This is a genomic window from Streptomyces actuosus (assembly GCF_016921115.1).
In the GTDB taxonomy this organism is placed as follows: Bacteria; Actinomycetota; Actinomycetes; order Streptomycetales; family Streptomycetaceae; genus Streptomyces; species Streptomyces actuosus_A.
This window is the reverse complement of record NZ_JAFFZS010000008.1, coordinates 25,061-43,830: the sequence shown is the minus strand read 5'-3', so window position 1 is coordinate 43,830 and position 18,770 is coordinate 25,061. Positions and strand designations below refer to the sequence as shown.

Below are 18,770 nucleotides of genomic sequence, written 5' to 3'. Positions count from 1 at the left end.
CGGGTGCGCGACGCCGCTCGGTCGCCGCCGCCCTGGCCGCCCGGGCTCCCGCCGGTGCCGGACGCCCGTCCTCACGGCGCCCGTCACCCGGGTACGCGTACCGAGCGGGTCGCCGACCAGCCCCACGCCGGTCCGCACTCCCCGGCGCACGCCCGCCCGCCTCCGACGCGCCTCGGGTTCAGCGCTGCCGCCCGGTCCCGCCTTCCGCCCGGTGCGGCGGGAGTGCGTGCCGGGCGTCGCGACGGGGCGAACGTTGCCTGTTGTGGCACTAGAGCCGGCTCAAGGACGCCGCGGCGAAGAGCACGTCCTTGATCGCGTCGCGGTCACCGGCCTGCCCGGCCGCCGCTTCGACGGGTGGTACGTGGCCGGCGGCCACGCGGCAGAACTCGACGCCGTCCAGGGCCACATGGGCCACCTCGCGCTCCGCGGAGCCGACCGCGGCGGGGGAGTCGAGCGGGATGAACCACTCACCGCCGCCCAGGCCCTCGATCTCCAGCCGCAGGCTGCGGCCGGGATCACCTGCGGTGACCAGGTGGCGGCCCGGACCGGGGGCGGCGAGCCCTGCCTGCCGGCGGGCCGCGAGCACCGCCGGCAGCATCCGGGCCGCCAGATCGATCATGTGATGCAGATGGCGGGGCGCGGGCGGCTCGTAGGGGTAGTCCACGGCCTCCGCGATGTCCTCCGCGTGCACCCAGCACTCGAAGGCGCGGTCCAGCATGGCGTCCCGCAGCGCTAGTTCCACGTCGCCGTACGAGACGCCCATGGTCCCGGCGCCGCTGCCCGTGAACGCCGCCGCCCGCACGATGGCATGGCTCTGCTCGCGCCACGGCCCGCGCACCGTCCGCGTGGGCGGGACCCGCGAGACGCGCCAGAAGGTCTCCGTGCGCTCGGTCGGCGTGCGGGACTCGGCGGCGGCGCCGTCCAGCGGGTCGTCCAGACCCAGCGCGGACGCGACCAGCCCGTCGACGGCCAGCAGATGCGCGATGACCCCGGCGACGGTGGTGCCGCGACTGGTCGCCGCGTCGCCGTCGAACCAGCGCAGGTGCACCGGCGCCTGCCACTCGCCGTCCCCGAAGTCCTGGAGCAACGCGTCCAGGCGCGCGGTCTCGGCGTCGTACGCCGTCGCCCAGCCCGGCACCGGGATGCGTGGCGGGCGCCGGTCCAGGCAGCCCTCCAGGACGCGGGTGCGCAGCGCGGGATCGAGGTCGAGGGTCTCGGAGCGCTGGAGCAGGCCGACGGCCTCACGCAGGCGCCGGGCCTCGTCCGCGCAGACGCCGCAGGTGCCGAGGTGTTCCTCCACGGCGGCGGACTCCTCGGCGGAGCAGGCGGCCAGCGCCCACGCCCCCAGCAGCGACTTCAGCACGCCGTGTGCCAGCCGCAGCGGTACCGCGGGGACCGGTGCCGGCAGCGGCAGCCCGCTGTCCTCGACGGAGATCCGGGGCATCGGTATGCGCGGTTCCGGCTCCGGGGGCCGGACGGGGGTGCCGTGGTCCCCGGCGTCTCCGGAGCCGCCCCCTCCGTCGGTCGCACCGGGGCCGGCCGGTGGCCGGTAGGGGGCGTCCGGCCCCGTACCGGGCGCGGTTCCGTCCCGCCGGCCGTGCGCCGGCCCACTGCCTTCCGCGCCCTGCTCGGTGTTCCCGGCGGTTCCGGCGGTTCCGGCGTTCCCGGCGTTGCCGGTGTCCGGGGTGCGCGTGCCGGCACTGCCGTACTCCTCGTGCGATGTCTGCCGATGCCGCGGGCCGTGTCTCTCGTGCCCCTCGCCGCCCTCGTGGCGGTCCGCCCCGCTCACACCGCACCCCCGTACTCCGGCGGGGCGCCGGGCGCCGCCGTGTCGTGGGCGGTGGACAGCAGCTGCAGTCCCAGGCGGAGGCGGCGGCGGGCCTCGTCCTCGGTGACGCCCAGGTCGGCCGCGGTCTGCCGGTAGTCGCGACGCTGGAAGTAGGCCAGCTCCAGGGCCGCGCGCAGCGGGGTGGGCATGGACTGGACGATGTAGTCGGCGCGGGCGGCCACCGCGGCATGGCGGACGTTGCGCTCCAGGTCCTCGGGGGAGCCCTGGCCGCCCCGGGCGAGCGCGGCGGTCTCCGTGGCGCGCAGGCGTTGCACGGCGAGCCGGTGGGTCAGCGCGGCGACCCAGGTGCGCAGCGGACCCTTCTTCGGGTCGTAGGCCTCGGGGTGCTCCCAGACCTGGGCGAAGACCTCGCGCGTGATGCCGTCGGCGGCGCGCTCGTCGCCGAGGACGCGGTGGGCGAGGCTGTGCACGAGTGAGGCGAACCGGTCGTACAGCTCGCCGAGGGCGGCGGCCTCACCGCGGGCGAGCCGCTGCTGCATCCTGAGGTCCCAGCGCGGCGGTGTGTCCTTGCTCGCCATGCGGCCTCCTCCCCCTGCCCGTCGCCCCGGTCCAGCGTGTGCCCGCCATCTCCTCGAATGTAGTCGGCACGTCCGACAGCGCACGCCCCTTTGTGTCAATGTGCGCCCCCTGTCGTGCCGGAGGTGGTAAGGGACGCATCCGGAGTTTTCGCTCCGGCTGGCCGCCTACCCCCTCACCTTCTGATCAGACTCGATCGAACAGGATCGAGGGTGACTGAAACAAGCCCCTTGTTGATCGGTTGCCGTTTTGCATCCCGGGTTTCAGGGAACGGCCGGTGGGCAGCCGCGCTGCAAGGAAGCGTAGGGACTGCCTCCGCTTGATGAGCGAAGGACGTGGTGGTGACGTTCAATGTGACCGACGGCGAGCAGGGCGAATGGGCTGTGCTCCACGTGTCGGGGGAACTGGACCTGGTGACGTCCCCGGTGCTGCGGCAGCGGGTGCACGATGTCGTCGCGGACGGCCGGCACCACCTCGTCCTGGATCTCTCCGGGGTGCACTTCTGCGACTCCAGCGGTGTCGGCGTCCTCATCGCCGCCCGCCGTCTGCTGCGCTCCTGCCGGGGCATGCTGCGGCTGGTGCTGCCGGACGGAGGCTCGGTCGAGGGCTCCCACGTCAACCGGGTCTTCGGGGCCCTCGGCGTGCGCCGGCTGTTCGACGTGCACGCCGCACTCGCCGACGCGGTCACCGAGGAGGTCCCGCCGCTGTCGGCGTGAGGCTCGGGCGGCGCGTTGCACTGACACAGGGCTGTCCCGGAACGTCCCCGGTCCTGGCACAGGCGTTCTGCGCCCGTTCCCGGCGGACCCCCGGCGTCCTACGCTCGCAGCCGTACGCACCCCCACGACGTGACGTAAGGCGGCCCGAGAAGACATGGTCAGCAGCGAGTACGAACGCAGGATCGCCGCCCGGTTCGCCACCTTCGACCAGAACGGCAACGGCTGGATCGACCGCGAGGACTTCAGCTCCGCGGCCAAGGCGCTGCTCGCCGAGTTCGGCGTGGCCGCCCGCTCCGACCGCGGGCAGGCCCTGTACCTGGGCGCCGAGGCGTTCTGGCAGGGCATGGCGGGCATGGCGGACCGGGACGGCGACCAGCGCATCACCCGCGAGGAGTTCGTCACCGGCGCGGTCAAGCGGCTGCGGGACAATCCGGAGCGCTTCGCCGGCATCGCCCGCCCCTTCCTGCACGCCGCCCTCGCCCTCGCCGGCCCCGACGGCCACGGCCCCGGAGCGGCCACCGTCGACGACGTCGCGCGCGTGCTGAGGATCCTCGGCGTCCGGGAGGGCGTGGCGCGCACGGCCGCCGCCTCCCTCGACGCCGACGGCGACGGCGTGGTGGAGGAGGACCAGGTCGTCACCGCCTTCGCCCGCTACTTCACCGTGCCCGAGTGACCTCGCAACCGCGCGGCCACGCCCTGTCCGCAGGGCGTGGCCGATGACGGCCCCGACGGCGCCGGTGCAGGACGGGCCCGGCGCGGGGGTGCGGCTGCGGTGTACGGCTCGCGGGTATGTCGCGGAATGTGGCATCCCGATGTCACGGAGCGTCACATGGTGCCGATACCGGGTTGTGTCCTTCACGTGACTCGTCACCAACCGGAGTCGACCGCACCCTCCGGTACCTTGTGTGGGATGCGAGTGGTTCCGGTCAAGAGCCATGCCGGTGTCGCCTGTTCGACTCCTCGCGGTGAGCGTCGCACAGTATGCCGCACGGGTACTCCTTCGCGCTGGAATATGCCCGAAGCGCTTGTTGGGGTGACTGTACGTCAATCAAGCTGTCCTGCAAGGGTTTCACGTTCCGTGACCCAGGCTTCGGCCGTTGTCCTGGCCATGCAGAAAATGGCTACGATCGTGGCCCTCGTCGTCGTGGTGCTCGCGTGGCGCGCGGCCATGTGTCCGCCGGTTCGGATGGTGTGAGCGGTGCAGGTGCTACAGGTGCAGCTGGAGATCCGGCCCGATCCCACGGAAGTGGGTCGAGCCCGGAGATGGGCCCGCTCCCGGCTCGCCGGGTCGGGTATAGAGGCCGGCGATCCGCTCGCCGAGACGCTGATTCTCCTCGTCTCCGAACTCGTCACCAACGCCGTGGTGCACACCGGCCTTCCGGCCGTTCTGCGACTGTCCCTGCCCTGTGTGGCGGCCGAGTCGGCTCCCGTGCGGCTGGAGGTCGCCGACGGCAGTGGACGGGCCCCGGTGCCCAGGTGCGCGGGTGACGACGCGACCGGCGGCCGGGGCCTGGCCCTGGTGGACGGCCTGGCCGACCGGTGGGGCTGGAGCGCGGAGGGGGCGGGTAAGCGCATCTGGTGCGAACTCGACCGGTGCACCGCTCCGCGGGAGCTCGGCGAAGGCTGCGGTGCCTCGGCCCCGCCCTACGGGGACCTGGCGTACGAAGCGGTGTGACGCCGCCCGGCGGGGAGTTGCCCCCGCATCCGGCGCCCGGATCGGGGCACGGTCGCAGACGACGACGATGCGACGGTTCCGGTGCCCGGTGTGCGCCCGCGCTGTGCTTCCGTGCGCGCCTGCGGCAAATCGGGCGTAAGTAATAATTCCCCTTTCTGCTGTTGACGTGACGTGTCCGTTTGATCACGCTTGTGGGCAGCGATTCGCCGCGAGGGGACGGCGAGGGTTCCGGTGACGGGAACCCTCGGCGAGTGTGGGTCGCGGACGGCGTCCGTTCCCTCCAGGGGTGCTCGGGGCGGAGGGAAGTCGGGGCGGGTGCGCCGGAGTCGGTCGGCGGCGTGCGGTGCCGCGCTCGGGGCGGAGCGGTGCGCCGTCGGCCGGACTGTTCGGGGGGTGTCCGCGAGGGACCCCCGCGTTCCGCACCTCGGGGGCGGATCGCTCGGGCGGCGCAGGCGGCGGGAGGGCCGCGCCGCCCGTCTCTCCACAGGTTGTGGACAACTTTTCGCGGGTCAGGGGACGGCGCGATCGTCTTCGGCTGGGTGCTCGCCGCCCACCAGGTGGACGCGGCGGCGGTGGCGTGGCTCGGCGGCGTCGCCCGGGACGTCTTCGGCTCCTACGACGTCGTCCGGTACGTGTCCGGCGCGCTGTGCGCGGCCGCGCGTCGATGGCACTGCTGATCCGGCGCAGGCCGGCGGGCTCCGCCCTCGTCGCGGGACGAGGACCCGTGGCCGCCCGCTCCGGTCCCGGCGGCACGAGCCGCCGGGGCTACGGTCCGCGGGCGCTCCCGAGCCGGTGCCGGTGATGCGCAGGAAGGTGGAAGCCGCGGAGCGGTGGGCCCCGTGCGCGGATCAGACCGGCAGACGCGACACCTGTCCGTCGGCGTTCCCGGCGATCGCCTTCGCTATCTTCTCCGCGTCCATGGCCAGTTCGCGGAGCATCCCGCTGATGGGGTTGGTGAAACCGGTGAAGTACAGGTCCGGCGCGCCGGCCGGGGTGCGCGCGCCGCGCACGACCGGTCTGCCCCGGTCGTCCAGGAGGTCGAGGTGGCCGACGAGGCCCTCCAGGGCGCGGGCGTAACCGGTGGCGGCGATGACGGCGTCCGGCTCGATCCGGGTGCCGTCGGCGAGGGCGACCTTGCCGTCCTCGAACCCGTCGACGGCGGCCACGATCTCCACCCGGCCCCGGCGGACGGCGTCGACGAGGCCGACGTCCTGCACCGGGACGGCGCCCTCGGTGACCCGGCTGTAGAGGCCGGTCTCGGGGCGGGGCAGGCCGTGCGCGGACAGGTCGGGCACGCTGAGCCGTGCCATGGGCCTGGCCAGTCGGTCGACGAGCGGCACCGGCAGCCGCCGGACCAGGACGGCCGAGAACTGGGCGGCCCAGCCGGCGGTCGAGCGGCGCACGATGTGCGGCGCGGTCCGCACCGCGAGCCGCACCCGGGCGGCGCCGCCCTCCACCAGGTCCACGGCGATCTCGGCACCGGTGTTGCCGGCGCCGACGACGAGGACGTCCCGGCCTGCGTAGGGCTGGGCGTTGCGGTAGCCGGAGGCGTGGAGGAACTCGCCGGTGTACGCGGTGCGGCCGGGCCAGTCGGGGACGCGGGGCGTGTGGTTGTGGCCGGTGGCGACGACGACCGCGGCACCCGTCAGCTCCCGGCCGCCGGTGGCGTGCAGCAGCCAGCCGGTGCCGTCGGGGGCGCGGTCGACCCGGGTGACCTCGACGCCGGTGACGATCTCCAGCTCATGGTGCTCGGCGTACTTCTCCAGGTAGCGCACCACGTCGTCCCTGGACACCCACCGGCCGAAGCGGCGGGGTATCGGCAGCCCCGGCAGGGCCGAGAGACGGCGTGTGGTGTGCAGGTGGAGCCGGTCGTAGTGGCCCCGCCAGGACGCCCCCACGCGGTCGGACTTCTCCAGGACGACGGCCCGGATGCCGCGGGCCCGCAGCGCGTACGCGACGGCCAGGCCGCCGGGTCCGCCGCCGATGACGTGGACGGGGCGGGCGGCGGGCGGCGTGGGGCGTGCGGACGCTGTGGAGTCGGCCATGTGCGCGAGCGTAATCACCCAACAGGTTGATGGGTCTCGGTCAAGACCGGAATTGGTTGCGGATTGATCACGGGTGGGGGAGAACTGTGTGGGACTTGTGTCGTAGAGGTCCTCGTCGCGAAGGGGTGAGGGGCGGCCGATCGCGCCGGTCGCCGCGCCTTTGCTCCCCGGCGGGAGCGGAGGGACGTCCGCGAGCGGCGCGGGCGCCGTGGCCCCTCAGGGCCACAGCAGCTCCCGGTGCCAGCCGCCGTCCCCCTTCCGCCGGTAGGCCAGTCGGAGGTGCCGGCGGGATGCGTCGCCCTGGAAGAACTCGATCTCCTCCGCGCGCACCCGGTACAGCGTCCAGGTCGGTGCCTGTGCGTCCGGTTCCCGCCGGGCCCGCTCCCAGGCGGCCTGCGAGGCGAGCCGCAGCTCCTCGACGGACCCGAGCGGTTCGCTCTGCCGCCCGGTGAGCGCGGCGGCCAGCGCCCCGGTCGACCGGACGTGCAGATCGGTCTGCGCCTCCTCGGCCGACGCCGCCTCCACCGGCCCGCGTACCCGTACCTGACGCCCCAGGATCGGCCAGTAGAAGCCGAGCGCGGCATACGGCCGTCCGGCGAGCTGGCGGCCCTTGCGGCTGCCGGCGTGCGTGGCGAACGCCCAGCCGTCCGCGTCCGCGCCGTGCAGCATCACGGTCCGCACGTCCGCGCGGCCCTCGGCGTCCGACGTGGCCAGCGACATGGTGTGCGGCTCCGGCTGCCCGGCCGTCGCCGCCTCCCCCAGCCAGCGCGTGAACAGGTGCAGCGGGTCCTCGGGTGCCGCGGCCGGGTCGAAGCCGGGCAGCGACGTCACCTCCGGATCCCACACCCGCAGTGACCGCAGCAGTTCGTGAAGATCGGTACTCATCCCCCGATTGTCGGGCTCCCGCGTCCGCGGCCGGGCGGCAGGTGCCGTTCGGCACAGGGCGCCGGGCACCGGTTCACCCGGCCCGGTCCTCGCCCCGCAGTCTCCCGGTTCCCGGCCCCTCGGTTCCCCGGTTCCTCTGCGCCGCCGTGGGGTGTGGGCCGCCCGCCCTCGGCCCTCCGCCGGCGTGTGTGCGGCGTGGGCGGCACCGGCCCGGGTCCCGGCCCCGTCGGGCGCTCCGAAGCCGGGGCGGGCAGGCGGTCACAGGGTCGCCAGGCGCTCCACCAGCAGCAGTGCGCCGACCCCGAGCATCGCCGCCCCCGAGGTGCGGGTCACCGCCCGGGCCGCGGCGGGGCGGGCGCCGAGGACGGCGCGGGCCAGGAGGCCGACCGTGAGGTAGACGACCGTGCAGCAGGCCATGTTCAGCAGGCCGAGGACGCCGGTCTGGACGGGCACCGGCAGGTGCGCGCCGCCCAGGGTGAGGAACTGCGGCAGCACGGACAGGTGGAGGAGCAGGCCCTTCGGGTTCAGCCCGCTGATCGCGGCGCCGCGCAGCAGGACGCGGGAGCGGGAGCCGTCCGCCGCGGGCGTCCGGCCCGCCCCGGGGACGCCCGGCCGGCGCAGCACGCCCCACCCCAGCCAGAGCAGGTACGCCGCCCCCGCCACCGTCAGCGCGGTCAGCAGCCGGGGCGACCCGGCCACCAGCACGGAGAGCCCCGCCGCGGCCAGCGCCGTGTGCAGCGCGTACCCGGAGACCAGGCCCGCCACCGCGACCGTGACCGACCGGCCGCGCAGCCCGGCGGCGATGGCGTACGCCCAGTCGGCGCCCGGCACGCAGACCAGCAGGAGGTCCACGGCGAGGAAGGAGATCAGCGTTCCCGAGTCCATGGAGGGGACATTAGGCGTGATGTGGCCGAAAGTGTTCCTGAAGTTTCTTCATACGAGGACAGAAGGGGGGAGAATCTTGCTCATGGACGACGTGGACCGGAAGATTCTTGCCGAGCTGCAGCAGGACGGGCGGCTGACCGTGACCGAGCTGGCGGCGCGGGTGCGGCTGAGTGTCTCGCCCTGCCACCGGCGGCTGCGCGAGCTGGAGCGGTCCGGCGCGATCAGCGGATACCGGGCGCTGGTGGACCCGGCGGCCGTCGGGTTGAACTTCGAGGCGCTGGTCTTCGTCTCGATGCGGCAGGAGGACCGGGAGACCGTCGTCGAGTTCGAGCGGGCGCTCGGCGAGGTGGAGGAGGTGCTGGAGGCGCAGCGACTGTTCGGCGAGCCGGACTATCTGCTGCGGGTCGTGGCCGCCGACCTCACCGCCTACCAGCGGCTCTACGACGAGCGGCTCGCCACCCTGCCCGGCGTGCAGCGGCTGACCTCCACGCTGGTGATGAAGCATGTGGTGCAGGACCGGCCGTTGCCCGCGTAGCACCCGTGAACGCGACAGGCGGCGGTCCACGTGAGGGAACCACCGCCTGTGAGACAGGATTCGGCATTGCGGGGGAGCAGGCTGGCTCCGGATGCCACCGCGCGGGTGTCGTTCGTGTCTACCTCGTGGGCTTCTTCCCCGTCACTCCGAGGTGCACCAACAGCGCCAGGTTGGGCTTGAGTTCAGCCTGCTTGACGCCCCATGCCGAGAACCCCTTCTGGTGCGAGGCGACCGCCGCGAGCATCGCGACGAGCGAACCGGCGATCGCCCCGGGGTTCACGTCCTTGTCGATCCGGCCTTTGGCCTGGAGTGCGGCGACGGCCTCGGTGAGAGGGCCGTTCACCGCGTTGAGGATCTTCATGCGGATCTTGTAGAAGCGCTTGTCGCCCTCGGCGGCGCCGAGATCGACCACGCGCAGGATCGCGTCGTTCTTCTTCCAGAAGTCCAGGAAGCCGTCGACGAGTTCCTGGGCGGACTGCCAGCCGGCCTTGCCCACCCAGGACCGGTCCTCGACCAGTTCGGACAGGCCGGTGCCCTCGGAGGCCGTCTCTTCGGCGATCTCCAGGACGGCACCCTCGACGTCCGGAAAGTACTGGTAGAAGGTCGCGGGCGATGTGCCCGCCTTCCGGGCGACATCGATGACCTTGACATCCCGGTAGGGGGAGGAGCTGAGCATCTCGCTGAGGCAGTCGAGCAGCTTCTGCCGGGTCGCCTGCCCACGTCGACCGGCCACGCGGCCGTCGACGGTACGCACTTGTCCTGTCATGCCGTCAGCTTACCGACGGGTGATCGGAGCGCGATTCGGCCGACTGCAAATGGGGTGCAGGGGGGCTCGGAGGCTGGTGTGCCTGGTCTGCGCGGTGTCGGTGCGGCCGTTACTTTGGCGCTATGGCCGAAAACAGGGCATCCGCGTACGGAGAGGGCGTCCCCTGCTGGGTGGACGCGCAGCTGCCGGACGTGGAGGCGGGCAAGCGCTTCTACGGTGAGCTCTTCGGGTGGACCTACGAGGACGCGTACGGCTCCTCGGTGTGGGCCCGCCTGGGCGGCGAGCCCGTCGCCGCGCTCGCCCACAAGACGGACGGCCGCCTGCCCACCGTGTGGACGGTGTACTTCGCCACCCCCGACGCGGAGGCCACCTCGCGGCGCATCCTCGCCGCCGGCGGGCAGCTCGTCACCGCCCCGCTGCCCGTCGGCGAGCTGGGCAGTCACGCCCTGGCGGCGGACCCCGAGGGCGCGGTCTTCGGGCTCTGGCAGCCCGGCAGCCATCCCGGCTTCGGCCGGCGCCACGAGGTGGGCACCTTCGCCTGGGCGCAGCTGTACGCCCGTGACACCTCGGTCGTCAACACCTTCTACGGGGGCCTCTTCCGCGACGCCCTCTTCGGCCCGGACGCCCGTCCCGACTTCGGCCGCGCACCGGTCGCCGACGTCTTCCCGGCCGAGATGCCGCCCCACTTCGTCGTCCACTTCGGTGTCGAGGACTGCGAGGACGCCCTCGCCACCGTGCTGCGCCTCGGCGGGCGGGTGCAGGCGGGGCCCTTCGAGGCGTCGTACGGGACGGTGGCCGTCGTCACGGACAATCAGGGGGCGTCGTTCGCGGTGCTGGAGCGCCGAGCGGAGGGTGAGGAGGGACACGATCCGATGGATCTGCCCTGAAATGATGTGAGACACCCCTGTTGTCACCCGGTTCGCAACCGGCGCTCCGGCCAGGAAGAATCGGGGTGCGTGCCGCCGCGGCGGTGCGGTGGTGAGACGCTGCACTTCGGCCGCGTCCATACGTGGATGGCGCGGCTCGTACGGGGAGGTGGCAGGCAAGTGGTGGATCAGCTGACGCAGCACGATCCTCGGCGCATCGGGCCGTTCGAGGTGCTGGGACGGCTGGGGGCCGGCGGCATGGGTCTGGTCTATCTCGCGCGCTCGGCGTCGGGCCGGCGCGTGGCGATCAAGACCGTCCGCACGGAGCTGGCCGAGGACCAGCTCTTCCGGGTCCGCTTCACCCGTGAGGTGGAGGCGGCCCGCGCGGTGTCCGGCTTCTACACGGCCGCCGTGGTCGACGCCGATCCCCGCGCCGCCGTGCCGTGGCTGGCCACCGCGTACGTGCCCGCACCCTCCCTCGAAGAGATAATCAACGACTGCGGGCCGCTACCGGCCCAGGCGGTGCGCTGGCTGGCGGCAGGCGTGGCCGAGGCCCTGCAGTCCATCCACGGTGCCGGACTGGTCCACCGCGACCTGAAGCCGTCCAACGTCCTCGTGGTGGAGGACGGCCCGCGAGTGATCGACTTCGGTATCGCCTCCGGCGTCTCGAACACGCGTCTGACGATGACGAACGTCGCCGTCGGTACGCCCGCCTACATGTCCCCCGAGCAGGCGAAGGACTCCCGCAGCGTCACGGGCGCCAGCGACGTCTTCTCCCTCGGCTCCACGCTGGTGTTCGCGGCCACGGGCCACCCGCCGTTCCATGGCGCGAACCCGGTCGAGACGGTCTTCATGCTGCTCAGGGAGGGCCCGGACCTCGAAGGGCTCCCCGAGGAACTGCGCCCGCTGATCGAGTCCTGCATGCAGATGGAGGCCGCGGGCCGCCCCACGCCCGCAGACCTCCAGGCCCAGCTCGCCCCGCACCTGTTCGGATCCGGCTCCGACGACAGCGGCACGGCGTCCGCGTGGCTGCCGGAGAAGGCCGTCGGCCTCATCGAGACCCGCCGCGGCGGCCGGCCGGCCGCCAGACCGGCGCCCGCGGGCCCGCGCAGCGGCGGACGGGGTGGAGCGGGAGCCGGCCTGCCCGCCGTGCCGCCCCCGCCCTCGCACGCGCCCGCCGTCCCGGCCGCCCACCGGTCCGTGCCCGTCGGCGCCCCCGACAACGGCCCCGTGCGGTTGGCCGGCGCCGCCGTCCCGATCGGGCCCGGCCCGCGCGTGGCCGACGTCCGCGCCGCCGCCCTCGGCGCACCCCGGCCGGAGACCGCCCTCGCGGCCTCCTGGTCCCGGGCCCGCCCCGGCGTCGTCGGCCCCGAACCCGGCGCTCCCCACCCGCCCCCTGCGCCCCCGGAGCAGCAGAGCGGCTGGCGTCCCTGGCGGTTCCGCATGTCGAACGACGTGTGGGGCACCCCGGCGGTCTCCGGCGATCTCGTCTACGTCACGTCGTTCGAGGTCCACGCCCTGGACGTGGCCACCGGCCGGCGCCGCTTCAAGACCCGGGACGTGGCCTGGTCCATGGCGGTCGCGGACGGCCGTATCCACGCCTCCGACGGGCCGACGTTGTTCGCCCTCGACGCCCGCGAGGGCGGCGACCTGTGGCGGCTCCAGACGGATGCCTGGGTGTACTCGCTGAAGGCCGAGCACGGAACCGTCGTCACCGGCACCCGCGGCGGCGGCGTGCAGGCCCGGGAGGCGTCGACCGGTCAGAAGCTGTGGGAGATCACCGGCGCGCAGACCGACTTCGAGTCCCCCGAGGCGGGCCCGGCGCTGCACGACGGCACGGTGTACGTCTGGCAGGACGCCCGGCTGCGCGCCCTGGAGGCCCGCACCGGCGACGAGCGCTGGTCCTACCCGATCGGCGACGCCGCCTCCTGCGGCGGTGTGCCCGTCCGCGTCTGCCCGGCGCCGGACGGCTATGTCTACGTCTCCGCCGGCACCCGCGTCCTGGCCGTCGACGTGGCGAGCGGCAGGGTGCGCTGGCACTTCGAGGCGCCCGCGGTCTTCCTCTCGCCGCCCGCGTTCGTCCCCGGTCCCGCGGTGACCGGCGGCGGTGTGTACCTGGCCGACTACCTCGGCACCGTCTACGCCCTCGACGCCACCGACGGACGCGACCGCTGGCGCATCGCGACCGAGTCCCGCACCTCGATCGAGCCGGTGCTGGTCGCCGCGGGCCATGTGCACGTCGGCAGCGGCCGGGGCCTCTACACCCTGGACGCGGTCACCGGCACACCGAAGTGGCGCTTCCAGGCGGGCGGCGACATCGTGGGCGCGCCCGCGGTGGCCGAGGGCCGCATCCACTTCGGTTCCACCGACCATCTCCTCTACACGCTCAAGGCCGACGACGGCCGGTTGCGCTGGAAGCTGGCGACCGGCGGCGAGATCACCGGGTCACCGGTGGTCAGGGACGGCGTGGTGTACGCGTGCAGCAAGGACCGCTGCGTGTACGCGCTGGACGCGGAGAAGGGCACGGGTACCGCGCGTACGCCCTGACCCGGGCCGGGGGCCGTGGGCGCGGTGGGATCCGGGACGGCCGTCGTGCCGGGCGCTGCGGAAGGGATCCGGACGGCGGCCGCCGTCTGCGGGGGGATCGACCGATGCGTACTCCCTTCCCACCCCGGACGCTGCGCCCGGTACGCCCCGGTCGCCCGGCAGTGACATGTCCGTGACAGCATCCCGACTAGGGTGACCGGCATGCAGCGACGCGCACGTGCGATCAGGTTCTCGGCGGTCTCGGCTCTGACGGTCCTGGCTCTCACCGGATTCTCCATCGGACGGGGCCACGGCCATGGCCACGGCCACGGCCACGCCCACGGCACCGGCCACGGCGGCGGGTGCAGCAGCTCCCAACAGGACCACGACGGCAGCTCGTCCTCGGGCGGCTCGAACTCGACCCGGCACCACGACGACGAAGACGACGACCACGGCAGCGGCGACACCTCCGGCGAGACCGGGGCACCTCGGACGGGAGCGGTCGTCACGCTGGTGAGCTGCGCGACGCGGACGCAGCCCTACGCCACCGTCGAGGTCCGCAACGCCGACGACCGGGACGGCACCTTCACCCTCACGGTGAGCTTCGTGAAGGCCGACGGCGACCTGCTCGACGTCCAGCAGGACGAGGTGGACGTACCGGCGAGCACGACGGTGACGGTGAAGGAGTACGTCGCCGGGAACGCCGCGGCGGTCGACCACTGCGAGACCGACCGGCAGGCCCCCGTGGCCTGACGCGCCACCACCGTCACGTGGCCCGGGGCCCGCTCGGTCGTCTGCACGGGACCGGCGCACCCCGTGCGCTCCTTGCCCTGGAGGACGACCTCGCACCGGTACGTGTCGAGGACCGATCTGCGGGCGCTCGGCGCGGACACCGACGCCGGCCTGTGTCGTGAACGACCGCGAGCAGGGTGGTGCCGGCGCGCTCGCCACGGCGGGCATCCGGCTCGTCTCCCTGCTGACGGCCGTGGCTCTGCACGCCACCGCCTGACCGCGGCCGGACCGTACCGGGCCGGCCGATGTGCCGCGTGCCCGGCCGCCGGCCCCGCCGGCGCTCCCTGAACCACGCCCGGCGGCCCGCCGGACGGACCGCACGGCCGACCCGGTCGCGCCGCGCCGCCCCGGCGATCCGCTCCCGGACGCACCTCGGCCGCGGCGGCTCCCCTCCGCGCCGCCGCGGCCGAACACCCCCGTCGGACCGAGGACTACTTGGTGCCGTCGAGATCGAGAGCGGGCGGCACGGGCGAGTGGCTGTCCATGGTGGTGAAGGTGCCGTCGCTCGGCGGCGCGGGCGAGTGGCTGTCCATGGTGGTGAAGGTGCCGTCGCTCGGCGGCGCGGGCGAGTGGCTGTCCATGGTGGTGAAGGTGCCGTCGCTCGGCGGCACGGGCGAGTGGCTGTCCATGGTGGTGACGGCGTCCGCCTCGTCCTTGCCGCCGAGGGCGTGGCCCTGGCCGCCGGAGGCCGCCGCGTCGTCCTTCGTAGCGTCGCTCATGATCAAAACTCCCGTGGATGACAAGCTCATCGAGCGGAGCGCCTGTTCGGCAACTCCCCCGCGGGTCGCCGAACAGGCGTTCCGGGGCGCTCACAGTAGCGTCGAGGCCCTTGCCGATCCGCCCGCCCCCCGACGGGAGGAATCGACGTACTGAGCTTGGCAGGGCGTCATAAACGTTCGATGAACGCCGGTTCGGGACCTCAGGCCGTCGCCAGGGGCGCCAGCAGGCCGCGCACCTCTTCCGCCTCCGGCGCCGCGGAGGCGTCGTAGATGGCCAGCGCCTCCTGCCAGCAGGCACGCGCGCGATCCGACTGGCCCAGCGCGATCAGCGACTTGCCGAGGAGGGTGAGGGCGTTGCCCCGCATCCAGTCACCCCCGATGCAGCCCGTCGCCAGGGCCTGTTCGGCGTGCTGCGCCGCCTGCGCCGGCCGGCGTGCAAGAAGATGCACCTGGGCGATGCGGAAGTGGGTCGTGCCCTCCCAGAGCCGTTGCCGGTTCTCCGCGAACGTCTGCACCGCCTCGGTCAGTTCGTCCATGGCCTCGGCGAGCCGCCCGGACTGGGTCAGGACGATCCCCAGGGCGTAGCGCGCGTTCGCCAGACGCACGATCAGCCCCAGCTCGTCGTAGATCTCCGTGCCCTCACGCGCGAGTTCGACCGCGCGGGACAGGTGGCCCATCGGCGCGAGGACCCGGGAGAGGTTGCACAGCGCGCTCGCCTCCCCCGGCCGGTTGCCGTCGGCGCGGAACGCCTCGATCGCCTTCATCAGGTGGAACTCGCCGTCGGCGTAGCGATTCGTGCAGTTGGCGATGATCCCCAGCTCGTTGGGGGCGTTGCCGGTGGTCCACGGGTCCCGGGACGCCTCCGCCAGCGTCATCGCCCGACGGGCCTCCACCTCCGCGGACTCGAACCGGCCCGCGTTGCTGAGCACCTGCGTCAACGTGACCCGGGCCCGCCCCTCCGCGTGCGCGTCGCCCGCGGCCCGCGCGGCGTCGCAGGCCGCCAGCGTGGCCGTCTCGTACCGGCGGGAGCTCGCCCCCGACTCGGCCAGGTCCTTGGCGGCCAGGAGCAGATCGACCGCCCGCCGCAGCGTCGCCCCCTTCAGCGACTGCTGGGCGCAGGCCAGCAGGCAGTCCGCCTCGGCGTGCAGCCAGTCCAGGGCCTGGGACGCGTCGGCGAACTCCAGCCCCTGCTGCCCGCCGTGTTCGAGGTGCGCCACGGTCCGGTCCCCGGGCCGCTCGATCGCGTACACCCGGGCCGCCGTGGCCAGATAGAAGTCCAGCACCCGGGAGAGCGCCGCCTCCCGCTCGCTCGGCGGCCACTCGTCCCGCTCCGCGCAGGCCCGCGCGTACAGCCGCACCAGGTCGTGGAACCGGTACCGCCCCGGCGCCGCCGACTCCAGCAGCGAGGTGTCCACCAGGGACTCCAGGAGGTCCTCGGTCTCCTCCACGTCCAGGTCCAGCACCGCGGCGGCGGCAGCCAGCGAGATGTCCGGGCCGTCGGCCAGCCCCAGCAACCGGAACGCCCGCGCCTGGGCCTCGTCCAACGCGCCGTAGCCCAGCTCGAACGTCGCCTTCACCGCCAGGTCCCCGGCCTGCAGCTCGTCCAACCGCCGCCGCTCGTCCGCCAGCTTGGCCGCCAGGACCGACACCGTCCACGTCCGCCGCGACGCCAGCCGGGACGCGGCGATGCGGATCGCCAGCGGCAGGAAACCGCACGCCGCCACCACGTCCAGCGCGGCCTTCCGCTCCGACCCCACCCGCTCCTCGCCCACGATCCGGGTGAAGAGCGCGAGCGCCTCGTCGGGGGACATCACGTCCAGGTCGACCAGATGGGCCCCCGCCAGGTCCACCATCCGCACCCGGGACGTCACCAGCGCCGCGCAGCCTTCGGTGCCCGGCAGCAGCGGACGGACCTGCGCCGCGTCCCTGGCGTTGTCCAGCAGCACCAGCACCCGCCGGCCGTCCAGCACGGACCGGTACAGCGCCGCGCGCTCCTCCAGGGTGTCCGGGATCGCCGAGTCCGCCGTGCCCAGCGCCCGCAGGAAGGAACCGAGGACCGTCTCCGGGTCAGCCGCCCGGGGCCCGGCACCCTGCAGATCGACGTACAGCTGACCGTCCGGGAAGGACGCCCGCGCCCGGTGCGCCACATGCACCGCCAGCGTCGTCTTGCCCACTCCTCCGATGCCGGCCAGCGCGGACACCGCCATGACCCGGCCCCCGGCCGACGACAGTGTCTCGCCCAGGTCGCGGACGAACGCCGCTCGCCCGGTGAAGTCCGGTACCGTCGCCGGGAGTTGAGCGGGACGCACCCGGACCGCGGACGGCTCGGGAGCCGACGCGGACGGTTCCGCCAGCCCCGGGTCCGCCCGCAGGATCCGCTCCTGCAGCTCGCGCAGACCGGGCTGCGGGTCGACGCCGAGTTCCTCCGCCAGCAGGCGGCGTGTGTCGGCGTAGACCGCCAGGGCCTCCGCCTGCCGGCCGCTGCGGTAGAGGGCCAGCATCAGCAGCTCGCGCAGCCGCTCCCGCAGGGGGTGCGCCGCCGTCAGCGCCGTCAGTTCGGAGACGGCCTCCGCGTGGCAGCCCTGCTCCAGGTCCATGTCCAGGCGGGACTGCAGGAGTTGCAGCCGCCACTCCTCCAGCCGCACCCGCTGGGTGTCGGCGTAGGGGCCCGGCACGCCGGCCAGGGCCTCGCCCTCCCACAGGGACAGCGCCCGGTCCAGTGCCTCCCGCGCGCGGCTCAGAGCGCCGCCGGTGCGCGCCTTGTCCGCCTCCGCTGCCAGCCCCTGCGCCACGCCGAGGTCGAGCGCCCCGTCCGCCAGCCCGCGCACCGCATAGCCGCCGGACTCGCTCACCAGGACGCTGGCGTCGAGTACCTTGCGCAGCCGGGACGCGTAGGTGCGGATCGCCGCCAGTGCCTGCTGCGGCGGCTCATCGCCCCACAGGGCGTCGATCAGCTCGGCGGCGGTGGCCGTCCGCCCCTCGCGGAGCAGCAGCGCGGCGAGCAGCGCGCGTTGCTGCGGGGAACCGGACGGCAGCTCCTCCTCGCCGCGCCGGGCACGCACCGGGCCGAGCACGAAGAAACGGAGTCCGGCCGCGGGTCCCTGCCCGTCGGCGCCCGACGGTTCCGGCCCCGCGGCCGCGTCCGGCCGCGCCGGAGGCTCCGGCTGCGTGGAAGGCTCGCTGTGCGCCGCCCCGGTGTCGGGACGCCTCTGCTCCGGCACTCGCGGTACTCCGTCCATCGCCGTCCCCCTAGACAACCTGAGCAACCCTGTCAGTCTGCCTTGTCCCGGGTCGGCCCGTCAGCCGGGCGAGACGCCGATCACAGGCCGCGGCACCAGAGACCACGAAGTCCGCACACCTCGTACGCCCCGCCCGCACACCACCACAGGCGGGTCCGGTCGCGGCCGTCGCGCCCCCGCGAGTCCGCTCGTCCCCTTCCGCTCCCCTCGACCGCGCCGGCACCGCGCCGAACTGACGGGGCATCACCGGTCCAGGTCGACTCGTACCGTCAGCAGGTTCGTCCCGAGGGAGCGTACGGCCGCACTGTTGAGCCGCGGAAGCGTCCGCAGCCGCGCCACCGGGTCGTCGTCGGGGAGCAGACGTGCGGTGCCGGTGTGCCAGCGGCCCCGGATGCGCACCCGCACCCGGGGATCGGCCGCGATGTTGCGCACGTACTGGGACCGTCCGCCGAACTCCGACACCAGCCAGAAGGCGTCGCCAACCCGGCGCCCGCCCACCGGCGTCGGCCGGGGCAGGCCGGAGACGCGACCGGTGGTCTCCAGCAGTGTCTGCAGCGGCAGGCGGCGCAGGACCGGGTTGACGATCCTGCGCTGGAAGGCGGTGGTCGCGCGAAACCTCAGGTCGGCGGGGCGGGGCATCTGCTCTGGGCCTCCTCGTGGCGGGTCGGGCGGCGCTGCGGGCGCCGCCACCGTGACCTCCATGGTCCCCGACGCGGCCCCGGCCGCGGCGACCGGTGCGGTCGTCCCGCGGGCGCT

The 18,770-nt window shown here is 74.1% G+C and carries 16 protein-coding genes and 1 pseudogene; 8 read left to right on the top strand and 9 right to left on the bottom strand.

Translation table 11 applies throughout. The features are described 5' to 3' along the window. Window positions 1-268 precede the first annotated feature (268 nt). Together JS756_RS12785 and JS756_RS12780 are read right to left on the bottom strand one after the other, a co-directional pair. Window positions 269-1,789 carry a maleylpyruvate isomerase N-terminal domain-containing protein gene (locus tag JS756_RS12785; protein ID WP_307790557.1) on the bottom strand — a complete coding sequence of 507 codons (1,521 nt, stop codon included), beginning with the start codon at window positions 1,787-1,789 and terminating at the stop codon, window positions 269-271. After that, complete coding sequence (locus tag JS756_RS12780; RefSeq protein WP_205383185.1) at window positions 1,786-2,367, bottom strand: sigma-70 family RNA polymerase sigma factor; 582 nt, start codon at window positions 2,365-2,367, stop codon at window positions 1,786-1,788. Before JS756_RS12780 ends, JS756_RS12785 begins: the two co-directional genes overlap by 4 nt. A gap of 333 nt (window positions 2,368-2,700) precedes the next feature. Here JS756_RS12780 and JS756_RS12775 point away from each other — a divergent pair, with 333 nt between their 5' ends. The 4 genes and pseudogenes from JS756_RS12775 to JS756_RS12760 form a co-directional block, all read left to right on the top strand. Beyond that, a complete protein-coding gene (locus JS756_RS12775) occupies window positions 2,701-3,081 on the top strand; it encodes an STAS domain-containing protein (RefSeq protein ID WP_205383184.1) in 381 nt (126 codons plus the stop codon). A 154-nt stretch (window positions 3,082-3,235) separates the two neighbouring features. Then, entirely contained in the window at window positions 3,236-3,754 is a 519-nt protein-coding gene (locus JS756_RS12770) for an EF-hand domain-containing protein (protein ID WP_205383183.1), read from the top strand. 540 nt (window positions 3,755-4,294) lie between these two features. After that, the gene (locus tag JS756_RS12765; RefSeq protein ID WP_205383364.1) at window positions 4,295-4,756 is read left to right on the top strand and encodes an ATP-binding protein; all 462 of its coding nucleotides are present in this window, start codon (window positions 4,295-4,297) and stop codon (window positions 4,754-4,756) included. 515 nt (window positions 4,757-5,271) lie between these two features. Further along, window positions 5,272-5,459, top strand: a pseudogene (locus JS756_RS12760) (MFS transporter); the annotation flags it as partial. Window positions 5,460-5,604: 145 nt separating this feature from the next. Here the strand turns inward: JS756_RS12760 and JS756_RS12755 are convergent. The 3 genes from JS756_RS12755 to JS756_RS12745 all read right to left on the bottom strand — a co-directional run bounded on the left by JS756_RS12755 (window position 5,605) and on the right by JS756_RS12745 (window position 8,571). After that, a complete protein-coding gene (locus JS756_RS12755; protein WP_205383182.1) occupies window positions 5,605-6,801 on the bottom strand; it encodes a flavin-containing monooxygenase in 1,197 nt (398 codons plus the stop codon). Between the two features lie 216 nt (window positions 6,802-7,017). Next, window positions 7,018-7,686, bottom strand: a complete 669-nt coding sequence (locus JS756_RS12750; protein ID WP_205383181.1) for a pyridoxine/pyridoxamine 5'-phosphate oxidase — start codon at window positions 7,684-7,686, stop codon at window positions 7,018-7,020. Window positions 7,687-7,944: 258 nt separating this feature from the next. Next, entirely contained in the window at window positions 7,945-8,571 is a 627-nt protein-coding gene (locus tag JS756_RS12745) for a LysE family translocator (protein ID WP_205383180.1), read from the bottom strand. Between the two features lie 82 nt (window positions 8,572-8,653). On the opposite strand from JS756_RS12745, the gene JS756_RS12740 reads away from it, so the two are divergent. Beyond that, on the top strand, window positions 8,654-9,106 hold the full coding sequence (locus tag JS756_RS12740; RefSeq protein ID WP_205383179.1) for an Lrp/AsnC family transcriptional regulator: 453 nt from the start codon (window positions 8,654-8,656) through the stop codon (window positions 9,104-9,106). A 118-nt stretch (window positions 9,107-9,224) separates the two neighbouring features. Here the strand turns inward: JS756_RS12740 and JS756_RS12735 are convergent, their stop codons facing one another. Next, window positions 9,225-9,872, bottom strand: a complete 648-nt coding sequence (locus JS756_RS12735; RefSeq protein WP_205383178.1) for a TetR family transcriptional regulator — start codon at window positions 9,870-9,872, stop codon at window positions 9,225-9,227. A gap of 122 nt (window positions 9,873-9,994) precedes the next feature. Between JS756_RS12735 and kbpA the strand changes: the two genes are divergently transcribed. The 3 genes from kbpA (at window position 9,995) to JS756_RS12720 (ending at window position 14,017) form a co-directional block, all read left to right on the top strand. Continuing rightward, window positions 9,995-10,759 (top strand): AfsK-binding protein KbpA, encoded by a 765-nt coding sequence (gene kbpA / locus JS756_RS12730; protein WP_205383177.1) that lies wholly within the window; start codon window positions 9,995-9,997, stop codon window positions 10,757-10,759. A 159-nt stretch (window positions 10,760-10,918) separates the two neighbouring features. After that, window positions 10,919-13,285, top strand: a complete 2,367-nt coding sequence (gene afsK, locus JS756_RS12725; protein ID WP_205383176.1) for a protein serine/threonine kinase AfsK — start codon at window positions 10,919-10,921, stop codon at window positions 13,283-13,285. A gap of 201 nt (window positions 13,286-13,486) precedes the next feature. Beyond that, window positions 13,487-14,017: a hypothetical protein gene (locus JS756_RS12720; RefSeq protein ID WP_205383175.1), complete on the top strand. Its 531-nt coding sequence runs from the start codon at window positions 13,487-13,489 to the stop codon at window positions 14,015-14,017. Window positions 14,018-14,487: 470 nt separating this feature from the next. On the opposite strand, the gene JS756_RS12715 is transcribed toward JS756_RS12720, so the two are convergent. The 3 genes from JS756_RS12715 to JS756_RS12705 form a co-directional block, all read right to left on the bottom strand. Beyond that, window positions 14,488-14,775, bottom strand: coding sequence for a hypothetical protein (locus JS756_RS12715; RefSeq protein WP_307790553.1), 288 nt, complete (start codon window positions 14,773-14,775; stop codon window positions 14,488-14,490). A gap of 200 nt (window positions 14,776-14,975) precedes the next feature. Next, window positions 14,976-18,014 carry an SARP-family global regulator AfsR gene (gene afsR, locus JS756_RS12710; RefSeq protein ID WP_205383174.1) on the bottom strand — a complete coding sequence of 1,013 codons (3,039 nt, stop codon included), beginning with the start codon at window positions 18,012-18,014 and terminating at the stop codon, window positions 14,976-14,978. A 243-nt stretch (window positions 18,015-18,257) separates the two neighbouring features. Further along, window positions 18,258-18,653: a nitroreductase/quinone reductase family protein gene (locus JS756_RS12705; RefSeq protein WP_205383173.1), complete on the bottom strand. Its 396-nt coding sequence runs from the start codon at window positions 18,651-18,653 to the stop codon at window positions 18,258-18,260. Window positions 18,654-18,770: the final 117 nt, after the last annotated feature.

What these genes read in the sequence shown, in the direction of transcription:
- JS756_RS12705 (WP_205383173.1), bottom strand. Translation starts at nt 18,653, where the DNA reads ATGCCCCGCCCCGCCGACCTGAGGTTTCGCGCGACCACCGCCTTCCAG.
- JS756_RS12715 (WP_307790553.1), bottom strand. Translation starts at nt 14,775, where the DNA reads ATGAGCGACGCTACGAAGGACGACGCGGCGGCCTCCGGCGGCCAGGGC.
- JS756_RS12735 (WP_205383178.1), bottom strand. Translation starts at nt 9,872, where the DNA reads ATGACAGGACAAGTGCGTACCGTCGACGGCCGCGTGGCCGGTCGACGT.
- JS756_RS12745 (WP_205383180.1), bottom strand. Translation starts at nt 8,571, where the DNA reads ATGGACTCGGGAACGCTGATCTCCTTCCTCGCCGTGGACCTCCTGCTG.
- afsR (WP_205383174.1), bottom strand. Translation starts at nt 18,014, where the DNA reads ATGGACGGAGTACCGCGAGTGCCGGAGCAGAGGCGTCCCGACACCGGG.
- JS756_RS12720 (WP_205383175.1), top strand. Translation starts at nt 13,487, where the DNA reads ATGCAGCGACGCGCACGTGCGATCAGGTTCTCGGCGGTCTCGGCTCTG.
- JS756_RS12740 (WP_205383179.1), top strand. Translation starts at nt 8,654, where the DNA reads ATGGACGACGTGGACCGGAAGATTCTTGCCGAGCTGCAGCAGGACGGG.
- JS756_RS12770 (WP_205383183.1), top strand. Translation starts at nt 3,236, where the DNA reads ATGGTCAGCAGCGAGTACGAACGCAGGATCGCCGCCCGGTTCGCCACC.
- JS756_RS12750 (WP_205383181.1), bottom strand. Translation starts at nt 7,686, where the DNA reads ATGAGTACCGATCTTCACGAACTGCTGCGGTCACTGCGGGTGTGGGAT.
- JS756_RS12755 (WP_205383182.1), bottom strand. Translation starts at nt 6,801, where the DNA reads ATGGCCGACTCCACAGCGTCCGCACGCCCCACGCCGCCCGCCGCCCGC.
- kbpA (WP_205383177.1), top strand. Translation starts at nt 9,995, where the DNA reads ATGGCCGAAAACAGGGCATCCGCGTACGGAGAGGGCGTCCCCTGCTGG.
- JS756_RS12780 (WP_205383185.1), bottom strand. Translation starts at nt 2,367, where the DNA reads ATGGCGAGCAAGGACACACCGCCGCGCTGGGACCTCAGGATGCAGCAG.